The following is a 24,301-nucleotide window of genomic DNA, read 5'->3' as shown; positions in this document are numbered from 1 at the left end:
AAACCAAGAGCCTCGGAAAACACCTAAATACATACACTAATAATGGATTCTTACTAACCTCCGTCGTTCAAAAAAACAACTCACAGCAAACCATGGAAAACGATCTTTTTAACCACAGCTTTTGTGGATAAACCTGTTAGCGAATCAATACATTCACTCTCAATCGCACTAATAACAAGAGCGCCAGCAAAGTGTTCATTTTTTGAACAGCGAATGGCCGCACCACTACATCTGGTGGTTACAACCAGCAATATCACAAGTAGGCACTATGATCCTGAATAAAAAAGGATCGAGATAACAGCACGATAGTGACAAATATAAGTAGATACCCATATATTCCCTAAAGAAATAAAAAAGGATATATTGAGGGTTTTACTCCCTAACGACTAAAACAACATGTTAGAACGACTATTCAAACTGAAAGAACATCAGACGAATGTGAAGACTGAAGTGTTGGCGGGTATCACTACCTTCCTGACCATGGCTTACATTATCTTTGTTAATCCAAGCATGTTGTCCAGCACTGGTATGGACCAGGGTGCGGTCTTTGTTGCAACTTGTGTTGCGGCAGCCATCGGCTGTCTGATCATGGGTCTGTATGCTAACTACCCTGTTGCTCTGGCTCCGGGTATGGGACTGAACGCTTTCTTCGCATTCACTGTGGTTGGCCAGATGGGTTACAGCTGGCAAGTGGCTCTGGGTGCGGTATTCCTGTCCGGTGTCTGCTTCTTCCTGCTGAGTGTCTTCAAGATTCGAGGCTGGATCATCAACAGTATTCCACTCTCACTGCGTGGCGGTATCGCTGCTGGTATCGGTCTCTTCCTTGGTTTCATCGCTCTGAAGAACGCTGGCATCATTGTTGATAACCCGGCCACTCTGGTGACTCTGGGTGATATGAGTTCCTGGAGTGCCATTATGACTTCTCTGGGCTTTGTGCTGATCGTTGCACTTTACCATCGCAATGTGACCGGCTCGGTGATGATTGGCATTCTGGCAGTGACTGTCATCAGTCTGATTGCCGGTGAGATTCAATACAACGGCATGGTTTCCATGCCTCCAAGTGTTGCTCCTACCTTTCTGCAGCTGGATATTATGGGTGCGCTGGAAATTGGTATGCTCAGCATCATCTTCTCTTTCCTGTTTGTAGATCTGTTTGACACCTCCGGTACGCTGGTTGCTGTTGCTCAACGAGGCAACCTACTGGATAAAGACGGCAAGTTTCCACGACTGGGTCGTGCCCTGATGGCCGACTCTGTTGCCTCCATGGCAGGTGCCGGTCTTGGTACTTCTACCACCACCAGTTACATCGAGAGTGCTTCCGGTATCTCCGTAGGTGGCCGTACTGGTTTGACTGCAGTTGTTGTTGCTCTGCTGTTCCTGGGTTGCCTGTTCCTGTCACCTCTGGCCGGAATGATTCCAGCTTATGCGACGGCACCAGCACTGATCTTTGTTGCGGTACTGATGACTCACAGCATGGTGAAGATCGACTGGGACGACCTGACCGAAGCCGCTCCTGTGGTGATTGCTGCTGTGTCCATGCCACTGAGCTTCTCCATTACCACCGGTATCGCTTTCGGCTTTATCTCCTACACAACAATTAAGCTGCTGAGCGGTAAAGCGAAAGACCTGAACTCAGCCATGGTTATTCTGTCTATCCTGTTCGCTGTCAAGCTGGCTGTATTCAGCTAAGAACCGGCTTTTTCAACTGGAAATAGTCATAGCGGATTGATAAAAAGCGGCCCATAATACGGGCCGTTTTTTTATTTCGGGACCGCTGCCCTGCCAGAGCTTATGGCAACACATCAGCCTCCCTGTTTTACTGAAGAGCATCATGTCACTAGCCGTAGTCCAGCCAGAAAAGTACGAAGAGCAATTGTCTGAAAAAGTAACCCAGACAAACGCAGAGTTTCAGGACTTTAATATTCCTGAACTGGAAGTGTTTCGCTCTAAGCCAGAGCACTACCGTATGCGGGCAGAGTTCCGCATCTGGCATGAAGGTGATCACAGCTTCTATCGCATGTTTGATCCTGAAACCAAAACACCTTTCAACGTTGACGCCTTTCCGGCCGGGTCAGAGAAAATCAATGAGCTGATGATGCCTCTGATGAAGGATATCGAGCAGCAAGAGATTCTGAAGAAACGTCTGTTTCAGCTTGAGTTCCTGACAACCCAGACTGGTGAAGCACTAGTTAGCATGCTCTATCACAGACAACTCAATGATGAGTGGCAGACTGCAGCCAAAGCACTTCAGGACAAACACAACATTGGCATTATTGGTCGTGCCAGAAAGCAGAAGCTGGTACTTAACAAAGACCATGTGGTTGAGCAGCTGAATGTGCAAGGTAAAGCCTTCAGTTATACACAGGTGGAAAACAGCTTCACTCAGCCTAATGCTGGCGTAAATGAAAAAATGCTGTCCTGGGCCAGTAATGTCTGCAAGGACAGCTCCGGCGATATGCTCGAGCTTTATTGCGGTAACGGTAACTTCACCTGTGTATTGGCAGAACACTTCGACAAAGTGCTGGCGACCGAAATTTCCAAAACATCTGTGCATTCAGCCCATGAGAATTTTGAACTGAATAATGTTGAGAATGTTGCAATTGCTCGACTCTCCAGTGAAGAGTTCACTCAGGCCATGAATAAAGAGCGAGAATTCAGAAGGCTGAAAGATATCGATCTCGACAGCTATCAGGTTTCTACCATCTTTGTTGACCCGCCAAGAGCCGGCCTGGATAAAGGCACAGAAGCTCTGGTCCAGAGATTCGACAATATTGTTTATGTCTCCTGCAATCCGGAGACACTTCATGAAAACCTTCAGGTAATCAGTGAAACCCATAAGATTGAGAGAATTGCTCTGTTTGACCAGTTCCCTTATACCCATCACCGTGAAATGGGTGTTTATCTGACTCGCCGCTGATCGTTTCTGGCCACTCAGGTTTAATCTCTGAGCGGCCACTTCTGCAAGCTCTGCTCATAAAAACGTCTACCCTGAAGCCATAGAATAATTATTAACAGGGTTACCGGTTTTGCTGAAAGATTACGCCAAACGAATTGGCTCACTCTGGCTACTGTTTTTTACCTTCAACCTCTTCGCTTCTGAAAAGGCAGACTTACTGCTGGTTGCTTATGATCAGGGGGAAAGTAATGCTTTTATCCAACTGGAAAGCGTATTGAAAGAAAATGGAGTCAGCTACCGAATTCTTGCTTTTGGAAGAGCTGAAGAGATTTTTCAGCACCACCCTCAAAGATTATTGCTATCAACGGATCTGCCAAAAGATCTAAAAACAAATAGAATACTGCCACTCTCCGCAAAGATTTTAAAAGAGCTGCAGAATCAGTATTCATTCCAAATAATATATTCTGGAATGGCTAGTGCTGCTCAGGCGCAGGTTCTGAATCTTTATAAAGACGTTTCTACGAAAACAATCGCTTTCTATGACAATTTTGAGCCCGTAGAAAAAAAAAATTATGTTTTGTCTTTCCTGAAAACTCTCGATCACGTTGATGAATTTCATGTTGCAGGCAAGGTCACTGCAGATAGTTTTTCTGTGATTGCACAAGAGAAGCACGCCAACGTCGTAGTTACAGGTCAGCCTGCACTGGAAGCCTGGGACAAGATTTATAAAACGACAGAGCCAGAGAAAATACGTTCTGTACTGAAACTGAACCCCAATGACAGGGTTGCTCTTTTCGCTGGCGGTTATGATTCGACTTACCCACAATACCTCAGAACCTATATCCTTGGCTGTAAGCAGCTTTCTTCATATCAATGCCTTATCACTTATCACCCCAAAACAGATGGCTCTCTTGAAAGATCAGAAGTCAAAAAGCTGCAAGCGAGTAATGTGCGGGTCATCAGTGGAAAAGGGTTCTCAACAACACAACTCAGCATAATTGCCAGCGTAATAGCCGTTCATAAGTCGACTATATCGGTAATGGCGGCTTATAAAGGCAAGCCAGTTCTCTATATCGCCGAACCGGAGTTCAGTAATTTTCTAATCACTCAGGGCTTAGCTGAACTAGCCAGCACCCCGAAAGACGTTGCCAAAAGCGTTCAATCGTTAAGTCAGAAAAAGAGCTCCTCACCTTCGCTCTTTCCTGAACAAAAGGCATCTGATTTTATAGTCCGTTTGATCAAGAAAAAGCTGCTTCTCATTCAGCAGTGATAACCCCTACTTTTACCAAGATATCAGTATATGGTTTACTGTGAATTGGAAAATCATTTGAGGACTTCCTGATGGGAAGCTGGTCAACCCTAAAGGTGTGGGTTACAGGGTTGCTCATAACCATTCTGTCAGCAGTTGCTTTTATCGGTTACTGTAACTGGCTGGTCGATAGCGAAACCACTGGAAGACTGTATTCAGATACTGATCAGCTGCCATACAGCCGTGTCGGCTTACTGCTTGGTACCAGTCGCTATTCTCGTGAAGGCGGTATCAATGATCATTACATTCTGAGAATTGAATCGGCCAAAAAGCTCTTTCAGGCTGGCAAGATCGATTACATCCTGATCAGTGGCGATAACAGTACGCCTTATTACGATGAGCCCACCACCATCAGACGTGACCTGCTGAAAATGGGTATTCCCGAAAATCGTATCTATAGGGATTATGCCGGCTTTCGAACTCTGGATTCTATCGTCAGGGCTGACTCGGTTTTTGGCGAACACCGCTTTATCGTTATCTCACAGGCCTATCACAACAAACGAGCAGTCTATATCGCAGTCAATAAAGGCATTGATGCCATAGCCTTTAACGCCGGAGATGGTTCTCAATCTGACTGGCAGAACAAAACCAGAGAAATACTGGCCAGAGTTCTTGCAGTGATAGAAGTGCATTTACTGAGTACTGATCCAAAATTTCTTGGGCCCAAGATCATGATTGGTGAAACACCACCGACCTAAGAGGCTGTTTGAAAAGTATCTAGGGGCTGTTGAGGTTTTATTGCGTGCTCAGCCAAAGCCAGTGTTTCCGTGACTAGGCGTAGTGGTGCAGGAATACTCATGTCTTTCAAACCACTACAACAACGGCGTGGGAATTCTGGCTTTTGCCCTTCGGGTGGTTCGTAAAGTGGCCTTCTGACTTCGTTGGACTGGCTTGATGTAGAATAACTACACACTGCACCAGTCCGTCTTGCAGAAGACCACTTTACGAACCACTGAGCTCGCTATAAAACCTCAACAGCCCCTAGTGACGTGTCAGATAATCATCGTAGCTTTTGAATTGAGGTATGGTTTTATCGATTCGCATCATATGAATCAGCTCATCAGGCTTGCCGTGTAGTCCAAGTACTGCCATTTCCCGCTTCTCTAGCTTTAACCGTCTGAAGAGATAAACCAGCACACTGATTCCGGAAGAATCGAGCTCTTCCAGATCACTCATATCAATCAGTATGTTGTCCTGACAATCCTGAACCAGATGATCAAGCTCCGGAGTAACCTCGGCAATAGTTTCAGCAACCAGTGATGAACCAACATTGACCACATCACACTTCTCTCCATGCCAACTATTGAACTCCATATCCTCACTCCCTGAAGGCTAAAACAATCTGATACTTTTCAGGTTAGCCTTATCAGCCAGAAAAGAGTCCAACCGAACTGACACCGAACTAGCAGTGAAAACAAAAGCTAATCAGTACGCGAACAGCGCAGTCAAAAACTTAACGGCTCAACTGTAGATACATAAAAAACCACCTTCTGCCAGTGCATTAGCCCAACTATTTAAGAATTAGAATCAAATTAATAGATCGCAATTTTGTATTAGATCAGGTGCTTTCACATTCCTATAGTTAACTTCACAGTGCATGATTTGCAGCCATCTCATCTACTGCCTCATATCAGAGTTATGGCTTTCAACAACCAGACCTCAATATTTCAATCAAGAACAGGCTGATATGGAATTCACCAGTTTTCAGGAATTACACCGTAATATCTCAGCCAGGTTACTTAAGTCTGTTTTTCTGACATCAGTGATTCTTGCTCTCATAACCAGCAGCATCCTCATTACCTTTGATACAGTTAAAACGCGAAAGGAAATGGTCAGCGATGCCTTCCAATTGCTGAATCAGACCCAACCTGTAACAGGTGAAAGCAGTCATCAGGCTACTCGAGTTATCAATAGGTTACTCTCTGCACCTTTTGTCATTCAGGCTGATTTTCGATTACCAGATGGAGACGTTCTGGTGCAATCAACAAGAAAAACAGTCAATAGTTCCCCAAGCTGGTTCACACAGATTTTTCTGGGAAAATCCATCAACTACCAACTCTCCATAGCAGAGCCTAAAGGACAGCTTTATGGCTATTTGAATCTTGAAATAAATTCTGACTGGTATGGTAGTCAGCTTGAATGGCGGTCTCTGGTAACACTGATTTCCGGACTGGCGTTATCACTACTGCTATCAACTTTACTGTTTTTGATTTCCCCCTGGTTATTCAATAAACAACAACTGAAAAGCAGGTTAAACCATCTATTTAACTCTTCGGAATATGACTATGTCACACGCCTGCCTACTGAAAGGTGCATTCAAAAGAAACTTGAGCAACTGATCGGAGCTTCATCAGATAACCAGTTATCCGCCGTTTTATGTCTGGGGCTTGATGATTTCAAACCGCTAAGGGCCGAGTTAAGCTTTGACGACGCTGAACACACTCTTATTAAAGTCGCCGACCGGCTCAGAGGTATCCTCGATGAGAAACACTATCTTGGCCGACTGGGTGAAGATCGTTTTCTAATAATAATGGAGCAACTGGAAGAACCTTTCAAAGCAGCCGAACTGGCTCAAAAGCTAATTACCAGGATTAAGCAGCCATTTCAGATTAATAACAAACAACTGCCCATCAATGCCACTGTCGGTATAACTCTCTTTCCAGAGGATAGCTGTGATGTCGACGAACTCATAAAGCAGGCCGATTTTTCCATGATGCTGGCAAAGTCGAGAAGTCAGGGACGCTACCAGTTTTATATTGCCAGTATTGATTCAGAGATTCGTCAGAAGAAACGGCTTGAACAGGATCTCCACGACGCTCTATCACATCACGAGCTGAACCTTGTTTACCAACCTCAGGTTGATTACCAAAGCAGCTTAATCGTTGGTGTGGAAGTCTTATTGAGATGGCAACATCCGGAGCAAGGTCTGATTTTACCTGCTGATTTTATACCTATGGCTGAAAACAACCTTGATATTATACCTATCGGAGACTGGGTTCTTGAATCTGCATGCCATCAGCTTCATAACTGGCATCAGGCAGGTTATCCAGATCTGCGCATATCGGTTAACCTCTCGGTGATCCAGCTAAAAGACAAAAACATTACCAACCGCATTCAGTACTTACTGCGAAAATACAATATTCCTCCTCACCTTCTGGAGCTTGAAGTCACAGAATCCAGCATTATGGAGGACTCTCAACTTGCTTCAGATCAGCTGCAACAGATCAAGGCACTGGGAATAAAGTTATCTCTGGACGATTTTGGTACCGGATACTCTTCTCTCAGTTATCTGAAGCAGTTTCCCTTCGACAAGATCAAGATCGACAAATCTTTTATTGAAGGACTTCCTGAGAACAAAGAGAACAGTGTAATCGTTGATGCAATTATTCAGCTGGGAAACAGTTTTGGTTTACCCGTTATTGCAGAAGGAGTGGAATCAGGTGAGCAGGAGCAACATCTGATTCAATCAGGTTGTCACGAAGGACAGGGGTTTCTCTATGGAAAACCAATGTCTTCCTCTGATTTGAACAGCTATCTACAGTCTTATTCTCATAGCCCCCACCAGCCGAAAAGCCTTCAGTTCTAAAGCTCACCTACTAACAGGCGATTTGACTAGCGAGACTTCGCTGGAACATCAGATGGTACTTATGGCAGGCAAACCAGTCATTGAGTTCATATATCAGGTCGGCACATATGGCTGATCTGATTTTTATTGGCAAAGACTGGGAACTGAACTCACGAGCCCAGCAGCTGCTAATCAATGAGCTTACACTCCACCATAGAGTTGTCTGGCTTAGTTACTCGTATTTGACACCAGACTATTTGCTTCAACAACTTAGGCAAATAGTCAGAAAAAATCTCAAAGACCGTTTTGGTTCGCTGAATAACCACAATGCACTGAATCCCCCAGATAATCTAATCCTTCAATCAACAACTCTACTACCTGTTAATGGGTTAACTCTTGTACGACGACTCAATGAGAGGACATTGACCGCCAGATTAGAACAGCTGAACAGTCAATACCGATTCAAGCAACCTCTTATTTTCTATACTCAGCCAGAACTTCCCTATTTATCGCAGCTTACCGTTAGCACCAAAAGTATTTATTTTCACAGCTGGCACAGACACAAAAAGTCTTCATCACTAGCTTCTGCCAGTAATCTAGCAACCAAATGTAAATTAACTTTCAGTGATATCTCTGATGTGTACGCCAAAGAGCTGTCAACGATTGTATTTACCTCTGGCATCGATTATCCGTCTTTTTCCACACCACAGAAGCATCCTGGCAATTTCAAAAATACTCAGCCTGTAGCCGGTTATTTTGGTGAGTTTACCCAAAGACTGAATATAGAATTACTGGCTCAAGCAGCAACAGCTTTGCCAAATTGGCAATTCCTGTTCGTGGGAAGAATAAAGTGTAAGAAAGGGGTTCTGGAAGAACTTCCTAATGTCGAATTTCTGGGAGAAAAATCTGACAGCTGTGCAGCAGGATACCTTCAAAACTGGGATGTGTCCCTTTTCCCTGTCGCCACTGATGCGATAGAACCTGATGATCTTATACTTCTTCAGGAATATATGGCTTCAGGAACACCCGTTGCTGCTGTACAAAAAGATTACCCCGATAGCTATCATCAGTGCATTTGCATTCAAGGAAATAAAGAGCCCTTCTCACAGACTCTTCAGCGCGCACTCTCGGATACATCAAGAAAAGATATAAGGCAAGAGATTGCACGACTGGAATCCTACCAAAATAAAGCAGCTCAGTTGAACAAACTCATCCATCATTTGACCGCTGATCAGCCACTGAATAGTCAGCAGGAATCCCTGTTTTAAACTGCCTACACTGATTTAAAGGTATGAGTATTCAGGTAGTTTCTAGTCAATAGAGCTGTCAAAAAAACAACTCAAACCATAGTTTAATTACAACTTTTCAATAATCGTCGATCTCTTGCCGGGTGGTTTAAAAAGTAATGGCAACTACTGTTTCTCATTTTTACCGATATCCCGAGGCTAAGCACTAATGCAGTGGTTTTTGCTGACAGCATTTGGCTGCGCCTTCACTCTGGTTTTTTATCATCTTATTATTTATCCGGCTTATATACATATAAAGTCAAAAGCCGAATCTGTAGAGCTTCCCGACTTTTACCACCGAAAATTTAGTCAGACGCCTCTGGATTACATGTTGCCGCGGGTAAACCTGATTATCCCTGTTAATAGCTCTGTAATATTAATACGTGAAAAAATCAGCAATATGGCAGCAATAGATTATCCGGAACACAAGCTAAGAATATCTTTCTTGGTGAGTGACTGTACGGGCCATATAGCCAGAGAAATCAAACAGGTAACTGGTGAGCAACAAAACTGCCATTTGAATATTGAAGTCATTGAAGTAGCACATAATCAAACCGAAAACTCTCTTATCAACAGTATTCTGAATTTTGACGACAGCGACGTCACTTCGGTATCAAATATGTCTACACTGCTCTCCACAGACAGCCTTTTAATCACGGCTGCACAGCTTAATTACAGAGAAACTGGCATTGTCTGTGGTCAGTATCATTTTGCTCACACTCTCGGGCTAAACCAAAAAGCATCAGGTTTAATTGAGAGATATATGACACGATGCAGTGAATACTCATTTCCGGAACTCGGTGCTGACGGGGCTTTCTATGCATTCAGAACAGAGCTGTTTCGTCAGCTGTGTCCTACCAAAATAAAAAATGACCTGGGTATTTCAGCGTCTATTATCAACTACGGTTATCAGGCTATTTATGATCCAAGAATTATTTCTCTTGAAACCAGACATGCAATAGAAATGGATCAAACTCATTTAATGCTTCAACAGGAAATAGCCACCTGCAAGCACGTTTATAGAAGACTGTCATTTCTAAATCCAGGATACGGGCGCATATTCTTCCATTATTTTTCTTGGTCATTTCTAAGATTGGCAACACCATTTTTCGTTCTGGTTATTATCGCGACAGCAGCATTTTTAGCTTCAGAATACCCGTTTTTTCAATCTGTTAGTTATTTCTTTTCAGTAATATCAGTTCTATCTCTGATCTCCTTAAGATCAGATAAAAGCAGCAGTTCCAGCTTGCCGGGAAAGATCATCTTCCGGCTTGCTTCATACAGCAGAGTATTTCTGGCTCAAATATATTTATTGTTCAATAAGCGTAATGGTTCACTTAAAAGTGTCTTGCCACACGAAAATATCAGGAGCAGTTCAACTCAGCCAAAGGAAAAAAGCATCTGATAACCAGACGCCTTAGAGGCTGTTTGATAAGTATCGTCCGTAGCGAGGACTGCAGAAAATTGAGGATGAAAATGCGGTTTTGAGAGGAGAATAGTTGGCTATTTGACGAACAAAACCACATTTTTAGACCAATTTACTGTGACCGCAGTAGAACAGATACTTTTCAAGCTGCCTCTTAGGCTTGAATCTCAAATAAATTCAGCTGCAATTTTATCCAGTGCTTTTCGCAAACCTTTCTTACTGTGCGCACCGGTTTGAATAGCGTCAGTCAGTGGTTCATACCTGATTTCGCATTTGATACCGGACGGTAAGCTTCTCTCCGAAGGCCAGAGCAAAATATCCGGATATACACCTGTCATTGATTGCAGCCAATCCAGCTTTTCCCTGATAGCCATCTTTCTTACAGGTGATATCTCAGGGTTTATATTCCCTACAAATATCTTCTTCGCTGTACTGTTCAAAATGGCTTGGGAAACATCTTCCATCAGCAAGGCCGGCAATACACTGGTCATAAAACTTCCCGGCCCAAGAATAATAACATCAGCCTCCTCAATCGCTTCAATTGCTTCTTTTGTTGGCTTAATCTCGGGAATAAGCATCAGCTTTTCAGGAGTGACTTCAAGACCATCAATCGTTGTCTCACCAACAACCTGTTCACCGTTAATGATGCCAGCGAGACTCGCTGGTTGTTCGGACATGGGAATCAGCTGGGTTTCAACCTGCAGTATTTGTCGGATCAGATTCACTGCATCCAGCGGTCTTACACACATCTGGTCCATAGCCAAAAAGATCAGGTTACCCAGATTATGGTGAGAAAGATCACCACTGTCTTCCTTGAAGCGATACTCGAACAGAATACGGGAAAGGTTTGGACTGTCAGCGCATAGCTGGTTGAGACAGTTGCGCAGGTCTCCCCAGGCAATGCAGTCACTCATTTCTCTGAGTCGGCCAGTGGAGCCACCGTCATCCGTAGTGGCAACGATACCCGTCAGCCTGTCCTTGAGAAACCCAAGGCTGGCCATAACTTTGCCAAGACCATGACCACCACCAATGGCAACAATACGGCGGCATTTATAGAGAGCTTCAACTGAGTGCATGAATGTCCAAAACAACAATGAGCTAGCAGAAGATTATGACAGGAATAGACATCAGATACATATTCTCTCTCGTCGGAACATGATGGCAAGCATCAGGCTCCGTTATTAAGAATTCTAGGGGTGATCAGGAACAATCGAACCTGACTGGATACCTGCTTACGATCCGCTCTGAACAGCTTACCAAAGACAGGAATATCACCTAACACAGGTACCTTGGTCGCTTTTTGACTTTCAGACTCTTTATAAAAGCCTCCGATCAACAAGCTTTCATTTTCGTTAACTATGGCCTGAGTACTGATAGAGCTGTTATTAACTCTGGGAATAGTTAGATTCGCATCTTTGGTATCACCGCCATCCTGAATATTCACATTCATGTGAATACGTCTTCCTGTATCCTCCCGCACTATTCGGGGTGTGACCTGAACCACTGTTCCTGAAGTAACCGGAAACAGCTCGGCATCTTCCTGACTGGCTACCGGTACGTAGAATGTACTGCTGTTATCGAAAATGGCCTCCAGATTATCCAATGTCAGAATAGAAGGTTTTGAAACAACCTTTGCCCGCCCTTCATCCTCAAGCAGATTTACTCGCGCATTAAAGCTACCGACATTAAGTCCCAGTACTGTGGTAAAGCTTGAAAAGCTGTCCTTATGTGAAGACTTGCTTAAATCGAAATTCACTTCTGAACTGCCAGGATCTGTACCTGCTGCTCCCCGAGTATTGTTCCAGTCGACGCCCAGTGCTTCAATATCATCGGTATTAACGTCAATGATGGAAACACTGACCTCAACCTGAGAAGACGGTTTATCAAGAGATTCAATGAGTCCCTCATACATAGGCATTTTTGCTTCCAGATCATGGACAATAACTGCGTTCAGACGAGGATCTGCATTAATGTAATTGCCCTCAAGCTCTGGCCCCTTATTTAAGGGGTCAGCTTCTGCAGGAAACTGTCTCTGCTGAATGCCTTTTTTAACGACTCCTTTCGCAGGCTGCACTGTTAATGGATCAATTGTTTTTTTCTTAACACTGGCAATACCGCCACCCGCAATAATGCTTCTGAGAAGAGTTGCTACTCCTGGAACGGTGACCTCTTGCCCTCGAAAATTAAACTGTTTATCCGTTGCCCAGGCATATTTAAGACGATACATCCGAATGGTCAGCTTACTCTTCTGTCTGACACCTTCCTTTTTATCCAGCAAGTCAGCAGTCTGAGAGACCATTTCAATATATCTTGGAGGCCCTGAAACATAGACCAGACCATCCTTTGACTGTTCTTTCCAGAAGAAGCGTCCATCCCAGATCCCTACTTTTTTCAGAGTTTTCTTAAACTCTTCCGTAGACATGTATTCAAGACTGATAATCTTCTGTTGAGCTGCATTACCGCTGTAGACATAAAGCGTGTGGCCATCAAAATACCAGATGAACCCATAGATGTTGGCCATATGGTCAAGGAAATCGACAGGAGTCAAAGGGCCAATCTTGCCATTCACTTCACCCAACACATCTTCAGCAATAACGGCTGGAAGGTAGTAACTGGCAGCAAAGTTCTGCAGTGTTTCTGACAATTCCTCGCCACTGCCATAGTAGGCATAGGGTCGGTCACCAAAAACATCCAGAGCCGGAGAGGCTGAGTCATCAATAAATTCAGCCAGATCAGGGTCTGCTTTGGTATCGTCACCGGGAGTATCACTTTCAGCAACCTTAGCTGCTTCCTCACCATTCACTTTCTTAACCGTTTCTTCCGAAACATCGAGAGGGATATCAAAGCCCGCTTTTGATTCCGGAGCTGGCGCTTTAATGGAATAGTTGTAATCAACCGAATCAACGCCCGATGTTTCTTTCTGACTGCCCATCCATTGCTGGAGCTGGTAGTACTCTTTTTCATCCGGCTTAATTTCTTCCGGGGGAAAAACACTGGTATCCAGAATCTGTTCTGGCACTGGAACAGGCATAGCCTGGTTGGGAGCGAACGGCGCTGGTTGAGGGTCAGGCAGATAAATGGTTTGACCCGCCATAAGATTGTTTGGGCTGTTGATCTTGTTGTATTCCGCCAACTCATTCATTTCAAAGCCGTAGTTCTGGGCAATGATTCCAAGAGTTTCACCGGGCCGAACAATATGACGACGAACACCCTCCTGCCCTGGCGTAACAACAGCGTTCAGTGATTCCGTGAATAGAACTGCAGACGTAATGAACAGGAAACTGGCTGCAAGAATGACCGCCCTGATACCAAGTAATTCAGATTGCCTTGAGTCCATTCGACGAGAGCCTCCCTGCTCACTTCAAAAACTTCTCAAACAACTTCTAAAACAACTAATCAAATAACTACTGACTATAAATAAATCTTCAAATATCTATGTTAACGGCAAGTAAAACTTTTTCTGATTATAAATACATTTTTTATTTCAAATACAAATAACGGCTTTTTAAACCGACTCTACTAAGAATGCCTTGTAACTCTAATGGTTTGCAAATAAATCAGTCATCAGCAAACGAATATTTCTCATCACAGTAAATGAAGGGAAATATTCACAATAGTGAACGCTTCGGATTATCTATTCTGCGCCGATCTTATACAGGATTCATTACGCAGCGAGCACGATCATGGATGTTTCCTTTAATAGCGGATTATCAAGTATTTCCAGAGTCAGAGATGACTTTGACGAGAAGGATTTTCCAAAGGATAAGTCTTCTTTCAAGCCATCCGGTGAAAGTATCCCCGCCCATTTTTGGAAGGCTCTTGATATGGGCCGGACTTTCCAGAACAGAGAAAGAAAATACGCACTCAGTCTGAGTGAAAAAACAGCCGCTTTATCTCCTGATGAACATCACATGATGGTGAATATGGCGCTGAACGTGCTTGAGGCGCATAAAGATCAAGGACCGGAGATTCAGGCAGCGCTGAATGTTCTCAAAGAATCCAAAGAGCTTCTTGAGTATTTGATGATTACCAGAAATGTTCTGGTGGCCGGTTAACCTTAGAGAAAAGTGTCATGAACAAACCTCTCAAGCAATGGTTACTGTCACAAGCTTCTTATTATATGGAATACCTGCAACCCAGAAAATCCATTGCCCTACTGGAAGCAGTACGTCGACTGGAGCCAGCTAATCTCGATGTTCACCGCATGCTCAGTTACGCCTATCTGCAGGCTGACCGACCTGAAGATTCCATACGCTCCGCCGATACTTTTCTGCAGTACGCAAAGCCTGGAATGGACACCCGGGCCATCAAATGGATCAAGGGGCGAGCTCTGCTCAAGAAGAGAAAGAAAGCAGCAGTAAAATAGCTCTTTTGCCAGTTCAGCCAGACTCTCTCCCCTACTAATCAGGCTGATTGTGAACCATGAATCCGGTACTCACAGGGCTCAATAAACTCGGAAAAAGAAACGATCTGGTACTGGCCGCTTTGCTGGTTGCCATCATTGGTCTTATTATTTTGCCGATGCCCACCTTCCTGGTGGATTTTCTGATTGCCCTTAATATGGGCCTCTCATTTATTCTGATGATGACCTCGATATATCTGTTGTCACCATTAGAATTTTCATCCTTTCCAGCCGTTCTTCTTGTGACCACTTTGTTTCGATTGTCACTCTCCATTACAACAACCCGTTTGATACTGCTTCAGGCTGACGCCGGTGAAATTGTTTATACCTTTGGTAACTTCGTGGTGGGCGGCAACCTGATTGTTGGTATCGTGCTCTTCCTTATCATCACCATTGTGCAGTTTCTGGTTATCACCAAAGGTTCCGAGCGTGTAGCTGAGGTAAGTGCCCGATTCTCTCTCGACGGTATGCCTGGTAAGCAGATGAGTATCGATGCTGACCTCCGTGCCGGCTCTATTGAAATGGAAGAAGCTCAGAGACGACGAGAGCTGGTCCAGAAAGAGAGCCAACTGTTCGGTTCAATGGATGGTGCCATGAAGTTCGTTAAGGGTGACGCCATCGCTGGACTGATCATCATCTTTGTAAACATCACTGCCGGTGTTGCCATAGGTACCACCATGCTTGATATGAGCGCGGGTGAAGCGCTTCAACTTTATGCCATCCTGACTGTGGGTGATGGTTTGATTGCCCAGATTCCAGCCCTGCTGATATCCATCACTGCAGGTATCATCGTTACTCGAGTATCTAACGAAGACTCGAAAGATCTGGGTAATGAAATCGGTGATCAGCTATTAGATAAGCCTAAAGCTTTACTGGTGGGTGGTGTCCTGCTGCTTTGCTTTGCCTTGATTCCCGGCTTTCCAACAATGATCTTCCTTGCCTTAGCGGGCTGCATCGGTGGTGGTGGCTACTACTTGCTTCGAAAAGAATCAAAAGAGAGAGAAGCTGAAACCAGAGGTGGCATCCCAGCCATGGCTGCCGCCACAGAAACTGCCGGTGATGCTCAGTCCAGACTGGATCAGCAGGAAGAATTCACTCAGACACTGCCTTTGATTATCGATGTGCCAACCTCCATCCAGGAAACTCTCGATACACAGATGTTGAACGACGAGTTACTGAAAGTCAGAAAAGCTCTTTATATGGATTTAGGTGTACCTTTCCCCGGCATTCACCTGCGTTTTAATGACTCTATGCAGGACAACACCTATTCGATCATGCTGCAGGAAGTGCCTGTAGCATCGGGTTATTTCCGCCCCGGTTTCGTTTTTGTCAGAGAGACCGTTGACCATCTTGAAATGCTAAAAATTCCTTTTGACCATGAAGAGGATTTTCTACCCAGTCTCGATACTTTGTGGGCTGAAGAGCAATTCACAGAGAAGCTGGAGAAAAACAACGTCAACTATATGGATGCACCAAAAATCCTGACATTCCATCTAGCGCATGTACTGAAAAAATACTCGGAAGAATTTATCGGTATTCAGGAAACCCGTTACTTACTTGAGAAAATGGAAAGCTCTTTCGGCGAATTGATCAAGGAAGTTCAACGACTGTTACCCGTTAACAAGATTACTGAAATCTTCCAGCGACTAGTGTCAGAAGATATCTCCATCAGAAACCTGCGGGCAATCCTTCAGGCGCTGGTTGTTTGGGGGCACAAAGAAAAAGAAGTGGTTCAGCTGACAGAGTATGTTCGCTCCTCCCTGAAACGGTATATCAGCTATAAATACTCGAACGGCAAGAATATGCTGCCGGTTTATCTGCTCGATCAGGATGTTGAAGATGCTATAAGAGGTGGTATTCGTCAAACATCAGCAGGTAGCTACCTGGCTCTCGATCCTTCCCAGTCAGCACGCTTTGTAGAGACCGTAAAAAATACTGTGGGTAAGATTGGTCACCTCGAACATAAACCGGTGCTGATCACCTCGATGGATATACGTCGATATGTTCGTAAGCTACTGGAACTGGAAGTCTATGATCTGGCAGTGCTTTCACATCAGGAACTGACTGAAGAAATTACTGTTCAACCTCTCGGAAGAATCAGTATCTAAGCAGGTGAATCTTATCAGTAGAAGTCACTGAAACTGCTGAATACCTATAGCTATCAGAAAGGTATTCAGCAATCAGTATTGAGGTCTGGGCGAAGTAAACCAAAGACCAGCTGGTCGTAGAACTCCTCACCTTTATAAATATGCTTGCGGAAAACAGCTTCTCTCTGAAAACCAACCTTTTCAAGAATACGCGCTGAACCCTGATTATGATCAACGACATCAGCATAGATGCGTACCACACCTTGATCATCCATTGCGTACTGGCATACACGGCTTAAGGCTTTTGTCATTATGCCTTTTCCCCAGTGCACCTGAGAAACCCAGTAACCAATCTCGGCAACATGACGATGCACATCCAGCTGACTGACAAAACCTATTTCGCCAATCGCTTCGCCTTCAAAGTCGATAACAAAACGGGTATCAGCTTCATGCTCTTTAATATGCTGAATCCATACACGAGCATGCTCAACCGTATAAGGGTGTGGAAAACTGTCCCTGAGATTCTTGGCGATCTCCCAGTTATTACCGTGTCGAGCCAGAGAGGCAGCATCGCCATATAAAAAGCTTCTGATACAGTAACCATTGCCTAAATCAAAACGCATATTAACTAGCCCGAAAAAGTCCTTTTAACAGCTAGTTAATCGGCAAGGTTTATGCAGCCTCCAGCTTTCTATACAGGGTTCCAAGGACATCCCATTTGTTCATCACCCAATCAGGGGCTAACAAATACTGCCGCTCACCCGAACCAGTCAATCGATGAAACAAAAGGTCTTTTGGTGCACGACGGATAATTTCTGCCAGAGTATCGGTGTATTGCTCAACAGTCAGCTCGGGCACCTGACCCTGCTTCCACTGTCTGGCGAGCTGAGTGCCTTTAACAATATGAAGAGGGTGAACCTTGATAGCATCAACACCCAGCTCAATAACTCGATCAAATGTCTTTAGTGTGTCTTCAGGCTCTTCACCCGGTAGGCCCATTATGAGGTGAGTACAAATCTTTAAACCAAATTTTCTGGCCCGTTCCACAGCATCTACATACTCAGCAAAACCATGACCGCGATTAATAGCAATCAGTGATTCATCAAAACTGGATTGCAGACCCAGCTCCAGCCAAACTTCATAGCCCTGACTTTGATATCCAGACAGCAATTCCAAAACCGGATCAGGCACACAGTCAGGCCTTGTGCCAACAGCGAGGCCAATGACATCCGGGTCAGAAAGAGCTTCATCGTAATATCTTTTCAGATCCTCAGGATCACCGTAGGTATTACTATACGACTGAAAGTAAGCAATAAACTTTTTGGCTTTTGTTCGCTCACTGACACGTTGCTTAGCAGCAATGATCTGGTCGGTAATATCACCGGACTCAGTATTTTTTGGGCTGAAAGAATCGTTATTGCAGAATGTGCAGCCGCCAATGCCCTTTGAACCATCCCGGTTGGGGCAGGTGAATGAAGCATTAACAGAGATTTTATGAACTTTCTCGCCATGCTTTGCTCGTAGATAGCGACCAAAGGTGTTGACGTAACGGGTCATGTCCATGGAATGTTACCAGTGCAAATCCCACCAACATACTGGTCACACTGTTAACATCCTATAGGGAATTGACGTGGACTCTGCAGCGGAATCGCTACAGCTCAACCTTCTTTTTTCATTCGATCAATCATGGCATCAACAACAGCACGAGCTTCATCCTGAACATCAGGAAGTGCTTCAGGGTTAATATCAGGAGCTACCCGCCATTCAATGATTCTTTTGGCCAGTTTTCGAGCCAGCACTCCAACAACATCATCCAGATACTTCTCATCCAGCATGGGCTGAGACATAAACCGCAGATGTACCAGCAACTGTTCGTTCTTGCCCTCTTCATTCATATGAATGGCGAAATCACCAGAATCGGTGGTGCTTTGACTAATAGTTAAGGTGAAATGCTGACCACTCATAATAATCTCCCTGTATGACAAAACAGATGTCGGCGAAGGGGTGTCAGCCTTTACGGATTGGTGATCAGTAGCTTACATATATTGGAAATAAGAAACTGTCTCCGCTAGAACCAATTTCTTCGCATCCCTGCTTACCCTTCAACTCTAAGGCTAGATGACGATCTTACTAGAGCGTCAAATTAACCCCGGAAGCCGAAATTATGATCACCAATAATGACTCTGATCCAATACAACCAGGTTCTGAGCACCCTCAAGTACCACCGAATGAACCTGTACAGCAGATAGATCCCGCTGACGCTGAACGTTTTTCTGATCTGCAACAACGAGATCAGAAAAATAAGGAAATGCTTGCTTCATCAGATGAGAGTGCTATTTCACCAGAAGAGCTGCAGACTCAAATACAAAAAAACCTGTTCAAACAAGGTTTTGATAAAGCTATCGAAAAAGCCAGAGAGATAGCAAAAGAACTGAAAGAAGGCTGAATAAACTTTTTCAGCCATTCACACTGATATAACTCCGCCGGTACTGGTTGCTAGCAGTTACTTCTTCATTTATTCACATATGTTCTGATCGAATAGAAAAAATAATTTTATAATTCAATAGAGCTAAAAATATTGCTGATGTTCTGTTTTTGTCATTTCCGGAGTACTTGATGACAGGGAAAGCTAGCAATGTCATCCCTCTGAGCAGGGAGACAAATCTCCCTATTTTGGGAAAAATCAATACCCAGCTGATTAACTTGTTTCAGGATCATTTCTCATCCCATGTACCTGACATAATCACAGCCATTGTCGCTTATTGCGCCCGTTCCTCAGAAGAAGGTCAAAATAACGTCCAGATCATGCGATATCTGGAGTTGAGAAATCAGCTACTAAAATTTAAAGAAAAAATAGAAGCAGAATTTAATACTCTTAGTGAAGATTCATTCAGCATTATTGATAACCCCGAAACGAAGCCATCAGATGACTTATTTTCATCACTCAGTCTGATCGAAAATTCGGAACTCGAACATGATCTGGCCTGGCAGGCAGCATCTACCCAACTTGGTAAGGATGAAAACTATAAGTACCTACTGAATTCTGAAAAGAGGCTTGGTTCTGTTACTGCTATAAAACCTGAAGAGATTCCATTTAGCGCCCTGAAGATATGCGAGAATTTTTCAAAGGCACTTGAAGTTATCGAGATAGATCTTGAGATATCTCAGGAAGTATTGCTGGAATTTTCAAGGGTCATCAAAGAACGCGTTTACACGTTGTGGCAAGAAACAGATAAGCATCTCGAGTCCATAGGTCTGGAACTGCCCGCAAATGAATCCGGAAATCATTCACCAACAACTACTCAAACACAAAACCCACTAGAACCACTTGCCTCTCAGCAAACGACAGGAGGCAGCGGACATTCAGGTCAAACTAACGAACTTCAGGGAACTGCTGGTCATTCAGTGATCTCTACAAACAATATACAAACTGAAGGACATTCGTTTACTGCAATACCCAACCAACTGGCTTCTGACTCATCAGAAAATCAGTTGCTCGAAGCCCTTGCTCAAAAAGTCGTCTCCAAAGTTGAAGGATTGCTGGCTACACCTACTAACAATGGTACAGCGTCCTCAGGAGAAATTACCTTTGTGGCCTCTATCGATCTGGCTACAACACTTACAGCCATACAGGGTGAGCTATCTGGCCAGCAAGCTTGTTTATACAGTCTTACTGACTCAATAAAATCTGCGCTGGAAGAAAGAGGTGTCATCAAGAAGCTTTCTGCTCGTCATAATGATTTGATTAATTTCGTGGGTATGTTGTTTGAATTTATCCTTGATGATCACGAACTTCCTGACGACGTTAAAAAGCTGATTGCCCTGCTCCAGATTCCGGTTTTGAAATTAACACTGCTGGATGAAAGTTTCTTAACAGACCGTCATCACTCAGCCAGAGAACTGTTAAATGAAATGGCTTCTGCAGGTATGCATACAACGCTTGAGCCAGAATATACCGATGCAGTTATTCAACTAATTGAACAAACTGTACGAAGAATTATCCGAGACTTTTCTCAAAGTCCGGATATTTTTCCTGTCTGCCTTGAAAGTTTCCACTCATCTCTTGAAGATATATACAACAAAGACGATCAAAACAGTGATGACCTTGAGCCTGAAGATGGTCCGTTCATTATCAACCAGAAAGCTCTATCCAATATAACAAGTCGCTACCAGGTTCCGGATACCATCGATTCACTGGTCAAAGACGCATGGCTTGAAGTCCTCAATCATGCCTCAGATACTGAAGATGACAAAGAATTCGCCTGGGAAGACGCAATCAACAGCCTCGAGATACTACTTTGGAACCTTCAGCCAGACAATGCTCAACACGTCTCGCAGGAAGACTGGTTGCATTTAAAGAACATAATTCTTGAGCACCTTGACCAAGTCGAGTTCAGCCCATTCCTGACCGTCGAGTATATGCAGAGCATCAATATATTGATGCAGAGCAACCATCCTGAAAACCAGATCCCGATAGAAGAAACTGATGAATATTCTCTGAAAGAACCTTTTGAAGAGATTGTTCTTGAAGTAGACCATAGCAAGGAAGATGAAATAGGCGTTCTGGAGCAAGGTGATGATTCAGAACCATCAAGTGATGTAATCGCAGAAACGGCAAGTAGCTCACAGGAAGAAAAGAATAGATCTGCGTTCATTGGCAGCTTGAATCTCTCTATTGGCCAGTGGGTTGAATTTGTGGGCCAGGAAGGTAAGCAGTTCAAATGCAAGCTGGCTTCTATCGACGAGAAGCAGAACCGCTTTGTTTTTGTAAACAGTGCCGGAATGAAAGTTGCTGAAAAACACGCCTATGAGCTGGGGTCAGATATCGAAAATGGCCGAATCAGGGTAGTCGATAATCAGGCCTTCTTTGATAAGGCCATTAATAAGGTAATGCACCGTTTCCTGAAGTTCTAATGGCAACCGACGAAACTAATATCAGGTACATCATGGAGGATGTAGAGATGATCAACCTAGATAGTTTAAATGAGCTGACAGATGGAGATTCAACACTGCTTGGTTCGTTATTGGATGAATTTCTAAATACTACAGAAACAGATCTACAGTCCCTCAAGGAAGGTGTAGAGAAAGGATATTCCGATAAAGTCGCCAGCTTGTCCCACCGAATCAAAGGCTCATCCATGATTGTGGGTGCTGAAAAGTTAACTCGGTTAACACAGGATTTAGAAACGGCCGGACAACAGGCAAACACAGACGTATTTTCACCCTTGCTGTCCGAGATTGAAGAGGTCTACAGTCAGGTGGTTGAAGCCATCAATACTACAAGGCAGTAGCCGGGTTACCCTGTAATCCTGCTATTCCCTGAATAACAATCTCCACCGCCAGTGCACCTAGAATCATTCCCATCACTCGAATCAATATTGCCGACCCACTGTCGCCCAACCACTTATGAATGGTATTGGCTGCAAGCAGTAATAAGTAAGTAATCAGAATAACGCCAACCAGTATGATACTGGTGACTATCTGATCATCAACACTGAAACGCCGATTGTCCGTCAGAATAACAACAGCGGTAAGCGCTCCTGGGCTGGCCATAGATGGAATAGCCAGAGGGAAGACCGCAATATCATGACCCGGTTCAGCTCTGTCATGAGAATGCGAGACATCTTCTCCGAAAATCATTTTCAGACCAAACAAAAAAAGAATTATGCCGCCTGCAATTTGGAACGAAACCAGCCTTATCCCCATAGCAGTCAAAAGCAGTTGCCCAACCAGGACAAACATCAGCAATATTCCACCACTATAGAGGCTGGCTCTCAGAGCAATCCGCTTTCTGTCTCTGCTGGAATAGCCTCCGGTGATAGAAAGAAAAAGCAGCAGGGTGCCAATAGGATCAATAACAGCAAAGAGGAGAATGAAGTCGTGGATCAATTGCTGCATATGTCTTAATCTCCGTAACCAGAGAATCAATTCTCATTCAACGGCTATCGGCGTTTGTATCCCGAAATGGAGGTTTGAACCCTTACGGTTATTCGGTAGAGTACAGGCTTTGCCCACTTACGAAGCTATCGGAATGCGTTCAACCGAAAACTCCACATCTCCGTCTTCTGTCGAAAGGCTGGTTGATGACCTGGAAAAGTGTGCCCGGGGTGAACAGAAAGCTCTGAAACACATTTATCAGCAAACTTCTGCGAAACTATTTGCTGTCATCCTTCGTATATTGAAGGACAGGCAACTGGCTGAAGACTGTTTGCAACAGGTTTATATCAAAATCTGGCAAGCTGCCTCCAGCTATAACCGCGGTAAGGCTGCGCCTATGACATGGATGAATACGATTGCCAGGAACCAGGCACTGGATTATCTCAGGAAAATCCAGCGAGAGCCCCAGATGGATACTGATGCCGCTCTGGATATTCAGGAAGATCAGGGGGCCAGTCAGGAACAGATGGTCGCCAGCAGCCAGGATAATCGCGAGATTCACCGCTGTCTGAAAACGTTGAATGAAAATCAGAAGCTGTGTCTGGAACTGTGTTATTTCGATGGTCAGACCCATCAAAGCCTTTCTGACCAGCTCGATGTTCCTATCGGGACTGTGAAAACATGGATCCGACGTGGATTGATGAGGTTGAAGGAATGCATGACCGTATAGACCTTGGCAACCCCGACGAGCGAAATCAGGCCGCTGCTGATTACGTACTGGGGGTGCTGAGCCCGGCCGACAAGGCACAATTTGAAGCGTTAATGGCGGTAAGCCATGACACCCAGCGTGAAGTTGAAGAGTGGCGGGAGCATCTCGATATCCTCAATTCATCACTGGAACCCGTACAACCATCGAAACAGGTATGGAGGGACATTGAGCGGGCGGTAAAGCCTGAAAGCTCCTTCTGGCAGAACCTTAAGTTCTGGCAGGGAGCAAGTTTTGCTTCTATCGCTGCTGCTTTCCTGCTGGTCTTTATGACAGCTCAACAGCCTAATCTTGCCAACATGGATTATGTCTATGTCGTCAAGAACCAGGAGCATAATCCGGGCTGGATTGTGAATGCCTCTCTGGCACAGAACAAGCTGGTGATGGAGACAGTACAGCCGGACAATGTTCCCAAGGGTAAAGCCTGTGAACTCTGGTTGATGCTGGAGGGTATGGAACCTCTGTCCCTGGGTATTCTGCCTAAGTCAGGCTCTAAGCAAATGACGATTCCTAAAGAGTGGCAGGAGAAGCTTTCAAAGGCGAGAATTGTCACAACTCTGGAGGATATGCAGGGCGCACCTAACGGCTGGAATATGGGACCTGTTCTGGATAAAGGTCAGTGGAGTTCTCGAACCTACTGATTAATCTGAACGATAACAGACCAGAGTGAAGTTTCCCTGGTCTGTT

At 44.4% G+C, this 24,301-nt stretch carries 22 protein-coding genes; 15 read left to right on the top strand and 7 right to left on the bottom strand.

Features of this window, described 5'->3' with window-relative positions; translation table 11 throughout:
• Positions 1-396 precede the first annotated feature (396 nt).
• From EOPP23_RS04160 to EOPP23_RS04145, 4 genes are all read left to right on the top strand, one after another.
• Positions 397-1,689 (top strand): NCS2 family permease, encoded by a 1,293-nt coding sequence (locus EOPP23_RS04160; RefSeq protein WP_153764706.1) that lies wholly within the window; start codon positions 397-399, stop codon positions 1,687-1,689.
• A 142-nt stretch (positions 1,690-1,831) separates the two neighbouring features.
• Positions 1,832-2,917 (top strand): tRNA (uridine(54)-C5)-methyltransferase TrmA, encoded by a 1,086-nt coding sequence (gene trmA, locus EOPP23_RS04155; protein ID WP_153764705.1) that lies wholly within the window; start codon positions 1,832-1,834, stop codon positions 2,915-2,917.
• A 109-nt stretch (positions 2,918-3,026) separates the two neighbouring features.
• Positions 3,027-4,166: a hypothetical protein gene (locus tag EOPP23_RS04150; protein WP_153764704.1), complete on the top strand. Its 1,140-nt coding sequence runs from the start codon at positions 3,027-3,029 to the stop codon at positions 4,164-4,166.
• 71 nt (positions 4,167-4,237) lie between these two features.
• Positions 4,238-4,903 carry a vancomycin high temperature exclusion protein gene (locus EOPP23_RS04145; protein ID WP_153764703.1) on the top strand — a complete coding sequence of 222 codons (666 nt, stop codon included), beginning with the start codon at positions 4,238-4,240 and terminating at the stop codon, positions 4,901-4,903.
• Between the two features lie 283 nt (positions 4,904-5,186).
• Here EOPP23_RS04145 and EOPP23_RS04140 read toward each other — a convergent pair whose 3' ends face one another.
• Positions 5,187-5,519 (bottom strand): STAS domain-containing protein, encoded by a 333-nt coding sequence (locus tag EOPP23_RS04140; RefSeq protein ID WP_153764702.1) that lies wholly within the window; start codon positions 5,517-5,519, stop codon positions 5,187-5,189.
• Positions 5,520-5,892: 373 nt separating this feature from the next.
• Here EOPP23_RS04140 and EOPP23_RS04135 point away from each other — a divergent pair, with 373 nt between their 5' ends.
• From EOPP23_RS04135 to EOPP23_RS04125, 3 genes are all read left to right on the top strand, one after another.
• The gene (locus EOPP23_RS04135; protein ID WP_153764701.1) at positions 5,893-7,791 is read left to right on the top strand and encodes a bifunctional diguanylate cyclase/phosphodiesterase; all 1,899 of its coding nucleotides are present in this window, start codon (positions 5,893-5,895) and stop codon (positions 7,789-7,791) included.
• A gap of 401 nt (positions 7,792-8,192) precedes the next feature.
• The gene (locus tag EOPP23_RS04130) at positions 8,193-9,038 is read left to right on the top strand and encodes a glycosyltransferase (protein WP_194842490.1); all 846 of its coding nucleotides are present in this window, start codon (positions 8,193-8,195) and stop codon (positions 9,036-9,038) included.
• A 418-nt stretch (positions 9,039-9,456) separates the two neighbouring features.
• Positions 9,457-10,461: a hypothetical protein gene (locus EOPP23_RS04125; protein ID WP_153764699.1), complete on the top strand. Its 1,005-nt coding sequence runs from the start codon at positions 9,457-9,459 to the stop codon at positions 10,459-10,461.
• Between the two features lie 188 nt (positions 10,462-10,649).
• On the opposite strand, the gene yvcK is transcribed toward EOPP23_RS04125, so the two are convergent.
• On the bottom strand, positions 10,650-11,558 hold the full coding sequence (gene yvcK, locus EOPP23_RS04120) for a uridine diphosphate-N-acetylglucosamine-binding protein YvcK (protein WP_153764698.1): 909 nt from the start codon (positions 11,556-11,558) through the stop codon (positions 10,650-10,652).
• Between the two features lie 92 nt (positions 11,559-11,650).
• A complete protein-coding gene (sctC, locus tag EOPP23_RS04115; protein ID WP_153764697.1) occupies positions 11,651-13,819 on the bottom strand; it encodes a type III secretion system outer membrane ring subunit SctC in 2,169 nt (722 codons plus the stop codon).
• Positions 13,820-14,165: 346 nt separating this feature from the next.
• Here sctC and EOPP23_RS04110 point away from each other — a divergent pair, with 346 nt between their 5' ends.
• Genes EOPP23_RS04110 through sctV form a run of 3 tightly spaced genes read left to right on the top strand, consistent with a single transcriptional unit; the run spans position 14,166 to position 16,992 of the window.
• The gene (locus EOPP23_RS04110; protein WP_153764696.1) at positions 14,166-14,537 is read left to right on the top strand and encodes a hypothetical protein; all 372 of its coding nucleotides are present in this window, start codon (positions 14,166-14,168) and stop codon (positions 14,535-14,537) included.
• 17 nt (positions 14,538-14,554) lie between these two features.
• The gene (locus tag EOPP23_RS04105; protein WP_153764695.1) at positions 14,555-14,848 is read left to right on the top strand and encodes a hypothetical protein; all 294 of its coding nucleotides are present in this window, start codon (positions 14,555-14,557) and stop codon (positions 14,846-14,848) included.
• A gap of 56 nt (positions 14,849-14,904) precedes the next feature.
• On the top strand, positions 14,905-16,992 hold the full coding sequence (sctV, locus tag EOPP23_RS04100) for a type III secretion system export apparatus subunit SctV (RefSeq protein ID WP_153764694.1): 2,088 nt from the start codon (positions 14,905-14,907) through the stop codon (positions 16,990-16,992).
• Between the two features lie 65 nt (positions 16,993-17,057).
• Here sctV and EOPP23_RS04095 read toward each other — a convergent pair whose 3' ends face one another.
• The 3 genes from EOPP23_RS04095 to EOPP23_RS04085 form a co-directional block, all read right to left on the bottom strand.
• Positions 17,058-17,594, bottom strand: coding sequence for a GNAT family N-acetyltransferase (locus tag EOPP23_RS04095; protein WP_153764693.1), 537 nt, complete (start codon positions 17,592-17,594; stop codon positions 17,058-17,060).
• Positions 17,595-17,643: 49 nt separating this feature from the next.
• A complete protein-coding gene (locus EOPP23_RS04090) occupies positions 17,644-18,534 on the bottom strand; it encodes a TIGR01212 family radical SAM protein (RefSeq protein ID WP_153764692.1) in 891 nt (296 codons plus the stop codon).
• A gap of 95 nt (positions 18,535-18,629) precedes the next feature.
• A complete protein-coding gene (locus EOPP23_RS04085; RefSeq protein ID WP_153764691.1) occupies positions 18,630-18,935 on the bottom strand; it encodes a hypothetical protein in 306 nt (101 codons plus the stop codon).
• 200 nt (positions 18,936-19,135) lie between these two features.
• Here EOPP23_RS04085 and EOPP23_RS04080 point away from each other — a divergent pair, with 200 nt between their 5' ends.
• The 3 genes from EOPP23_RS04080 (at position 19,136) to EOPP23_RS04070 (ending at position 22,262) form a co-directional block, all read left to right on the top strand.
• Positions 19,136-19,417: a hypothetical protein gene (locus EOPP23_RS04080; protein ID WP_153764690.1), complete on the top strand. Its 282-nt coding sequence runs from the start codon at positions 19,136-19,138 to the stop codon at positions 19,415-19,417.
• Between the two features lie 170 nt (positions 19,418-19,587).
• The gene (locus tag EOPP23_RS04075; protein WP_153764689.1) at positions 19,588-21,885 is read left to right on the top strand and encodes a DUF1631 family protein; all 2,298 of its coding nucleotides are present in this window, start codon (positions 19,588-19,590) and stop codon (positions 21,883-21,885) included.
• Entirely contained in the window at positions 21,885-22,262 is a 378-nt protein-coding gene (locus EOPP23_RS04070; RefSeq protein WP_153764688.1) for an Hpt domain-containing protein, read from the top strand. The genes EOPP23_RS04075 and EOPP23_RS04070 overlap by 1 nt, the downstream gene beginning before the upstream one ends.
• Here EOPP23_RS04070 and EOPP23_RS04065 read toward each other — a convergent pair.
• Positions 22,249-22,869, bottom strand: a complete 621-nt coding sequence (locus EOPP23_RS04065) for a MarC family protein (RefSeq protein ID WP_153764687.1) — start codon at positions 22,867-22,869, stop codon at positions 22,249-22,251. The genes EOPP23_RS04070 and EOPP23_RS04065 overlap by 14 nt on opposite strands.
• 133 nt (positions 22,870-23,002) lie before the next feature.
• On the opposite strand from EOPP23_RS04065, the gene EOPP23_RS04060 reads away from it, so the two are divergent.
• Both EOPP23_RS04060 and EOPP23_RS04055 read left to right on the top strand, forming a co-directional pair.
• Positions 23,003-23,578 (top strand): sigma-70 family RNA polymerase sigma factor, encoded by a 576-nt coding sequence (locus EOPP23_RS04060; RefSeq protein ID WP_153764686.1) that lies wholly within the window; start codon positions 23,003-23,005, stop codon positions 23,576-23,578.
• Positions 23,530-24,255: an anti-sigma factor domain-containing protein gene (locus EOPP23_RS04055; RefSeq protein WP_228550555.1), complete on the top strand. Its 726-nt coding sequence runs from the start codon at positions 23,530-23,532 to the stop codon at positions 24,253-24,255. Before EOPP23_RS04060 ends, EOPP23_RS04055 begins: the two co-directional genes overlap by 49 nt.
• Positions 24,256-24,301 lie beyond the last annotated feature (46 nt).

The organism is Endozoicomonas sp. OPT23, from assembly GCF_009653635.1.
In the GTDB taxonomy this organism is placed as follows: Bacteria; Pseudomonadota; Gammaproteobacteria; order Pseudomonadales; family Endozoicomonadaceae; genus Endozoicomonas_A.
Note: the sequence above shows the minus strand (reverse complement) of the source record. Positions and strands in the feature narration are given on the sequence as shown.

What these genes read in the sequence shown, in the direction of transcription:
- sctC (WP_153764697.1), bottom strand. Translation starts at nt 13,819, where the DNA reads ATGGACTCAAGGCAATCTGAATTACTTGGTATCAGGGCGGTCATTCTT.
- yvcK (WP_153764698.1), bottom strand. Translation starts at nt 11,558, where the DNA reads ATGCACTCAGTTGAAGCTCTCTATAAATGCCGCCGTATTGTTGCCATT.
- EOPP23_RS04070 (WP_153764688.1), top strand. Translation starts at nt 21,885, where the DNA reads ATGGCAACCGACGAAACTAATATCAGGTACATCATGGAGGATGTAGAG.
- EOPP23_RS04090 (WP_153764692.1), bottom strand. Translation starts at nt 18,534, where the DNA reads ATGGACATGACCCGTTACGTCAACACCTTTGGTCGCTATCTACGAGCA.
- EOPP23_RS04085 (WP_153764691.1), bottom strand. Translation starts at nt 18,935, where the DNA reads ATGAGTGGTCAGCATTTCACCTTAACTATTAGTCAAAGCACCACCGAT.
- EOPP23_RS04125 (WP_153764699.1), top strand. Translation starts at nt 9,457, where the DNA reads ATGGCAGCAATAGATTATCCGGAACACAAGCTAAGAATATCTTTCTTG.
- EOPP23_RS04080 (WP_153764690.1), top strand. Translation starts at nt 19,136, where the DNA reads ATGATCACCAATAATGACTCTGATCCAATACAACCAGGTTCTGAGCAC.
- EOPP23_RS04160 (WP_153764706.1), top strand. Translation starts at nt 397, where the DNA reads ATGTTAGAACGACTATTCAAACTGAAAGAACATCAGACGAATGTGAAG.
- EOPP23_RS04110 (WP_153764696.1), top strand. Translation starts at nt 14,166, where the DNA reads ATGGATGTTTCCTTTAATAGCGGATTATCAAGTATTTCCAGAGTCAGA.
- EOPP23_RS04135 (WP_153764701.1), top strand. Translation starts at nt 5,893, where the DNA reads ATGGAATTCACCAGTTTTCAGGAATTACACCGTAATATCTCAGCCAGG.
- trmA (WP_153764705.1), top strand. Translation starts at nt 1,832, where the DNA reads ATGTCACTAGCCGTAGTCCAGCCAGAAAAGTACGAAGAGCAATTGTCT.
- EOPP23_RS04095 (WP_153764693.1), bottom strand. Translation starts at nt 17,594, where the DNA reads ATGCGTTTTGATTTAGGCAATGGTTACTGTATCAGAAGCTTTTTATAT.
- EOPP23_RS04140 (WP_153764702.1), bottom strand. Translation starts at nt 5,519, where the DNA reads ATGGAGTTCAATAGTTGGCATGGAGAGAAGTGTGATGTGGTCAATGTT.
- sctV (WP_153764694.1), top strand. Translation starts at nt 14,905, where the DNA reads ATGAATCCGGTACTCACAGGGCTCAATAAACTCGGAAAAAGAAACGAT.
- EOPP23_RS04055 (WP_228550555.1), top strand. Translation starts at nt 23,530, where the DNA reads ATGGATCCGACGTGGATTGATGAGGTTGAAGGAATGCATGACCGTATA.
- EOPP23_RS04060 (WP_153764686.1), top strand. Translation starts at nt 23,003, where the DNA reads ATGCGTTCAACCGAAAACTCCACATCTCCGTCTTCTGTCGAAAGGCTG.
- EOPP23_RS04145 (WP_153764703.1), top strand. Translation starts at nt 4,238, where the DNA reads ATGGGAAGCTGGTCAACCCTAAAGGTGTGGGTTACAGGGTTGCTCATA.
- EOPP23_RS04065 (WP_153764687.1), bottom strand. Translation starts at nt 22,869, where the DNA reads ATGCAGCAATTGATCCACGACTTCATTCTCCTCTTTGCTGTTATTGAT.
- EOPP23_RS04105 (WP_153764695.1), top strand. Translation starts at nt 14,555, where the DNA reads ATGAACAAACCTCTCAAGCAATGGTTACTGTCACAAGCTTCTTATTAT.
- EOPP23_RS04075 (WP_153764689.1), top strand. Translation starts at nt 19,588, where the DNA reads ATGACAGGGAAAGCTAGCAATGTCATCCCTCTGAGCAGGGAGACAAAT.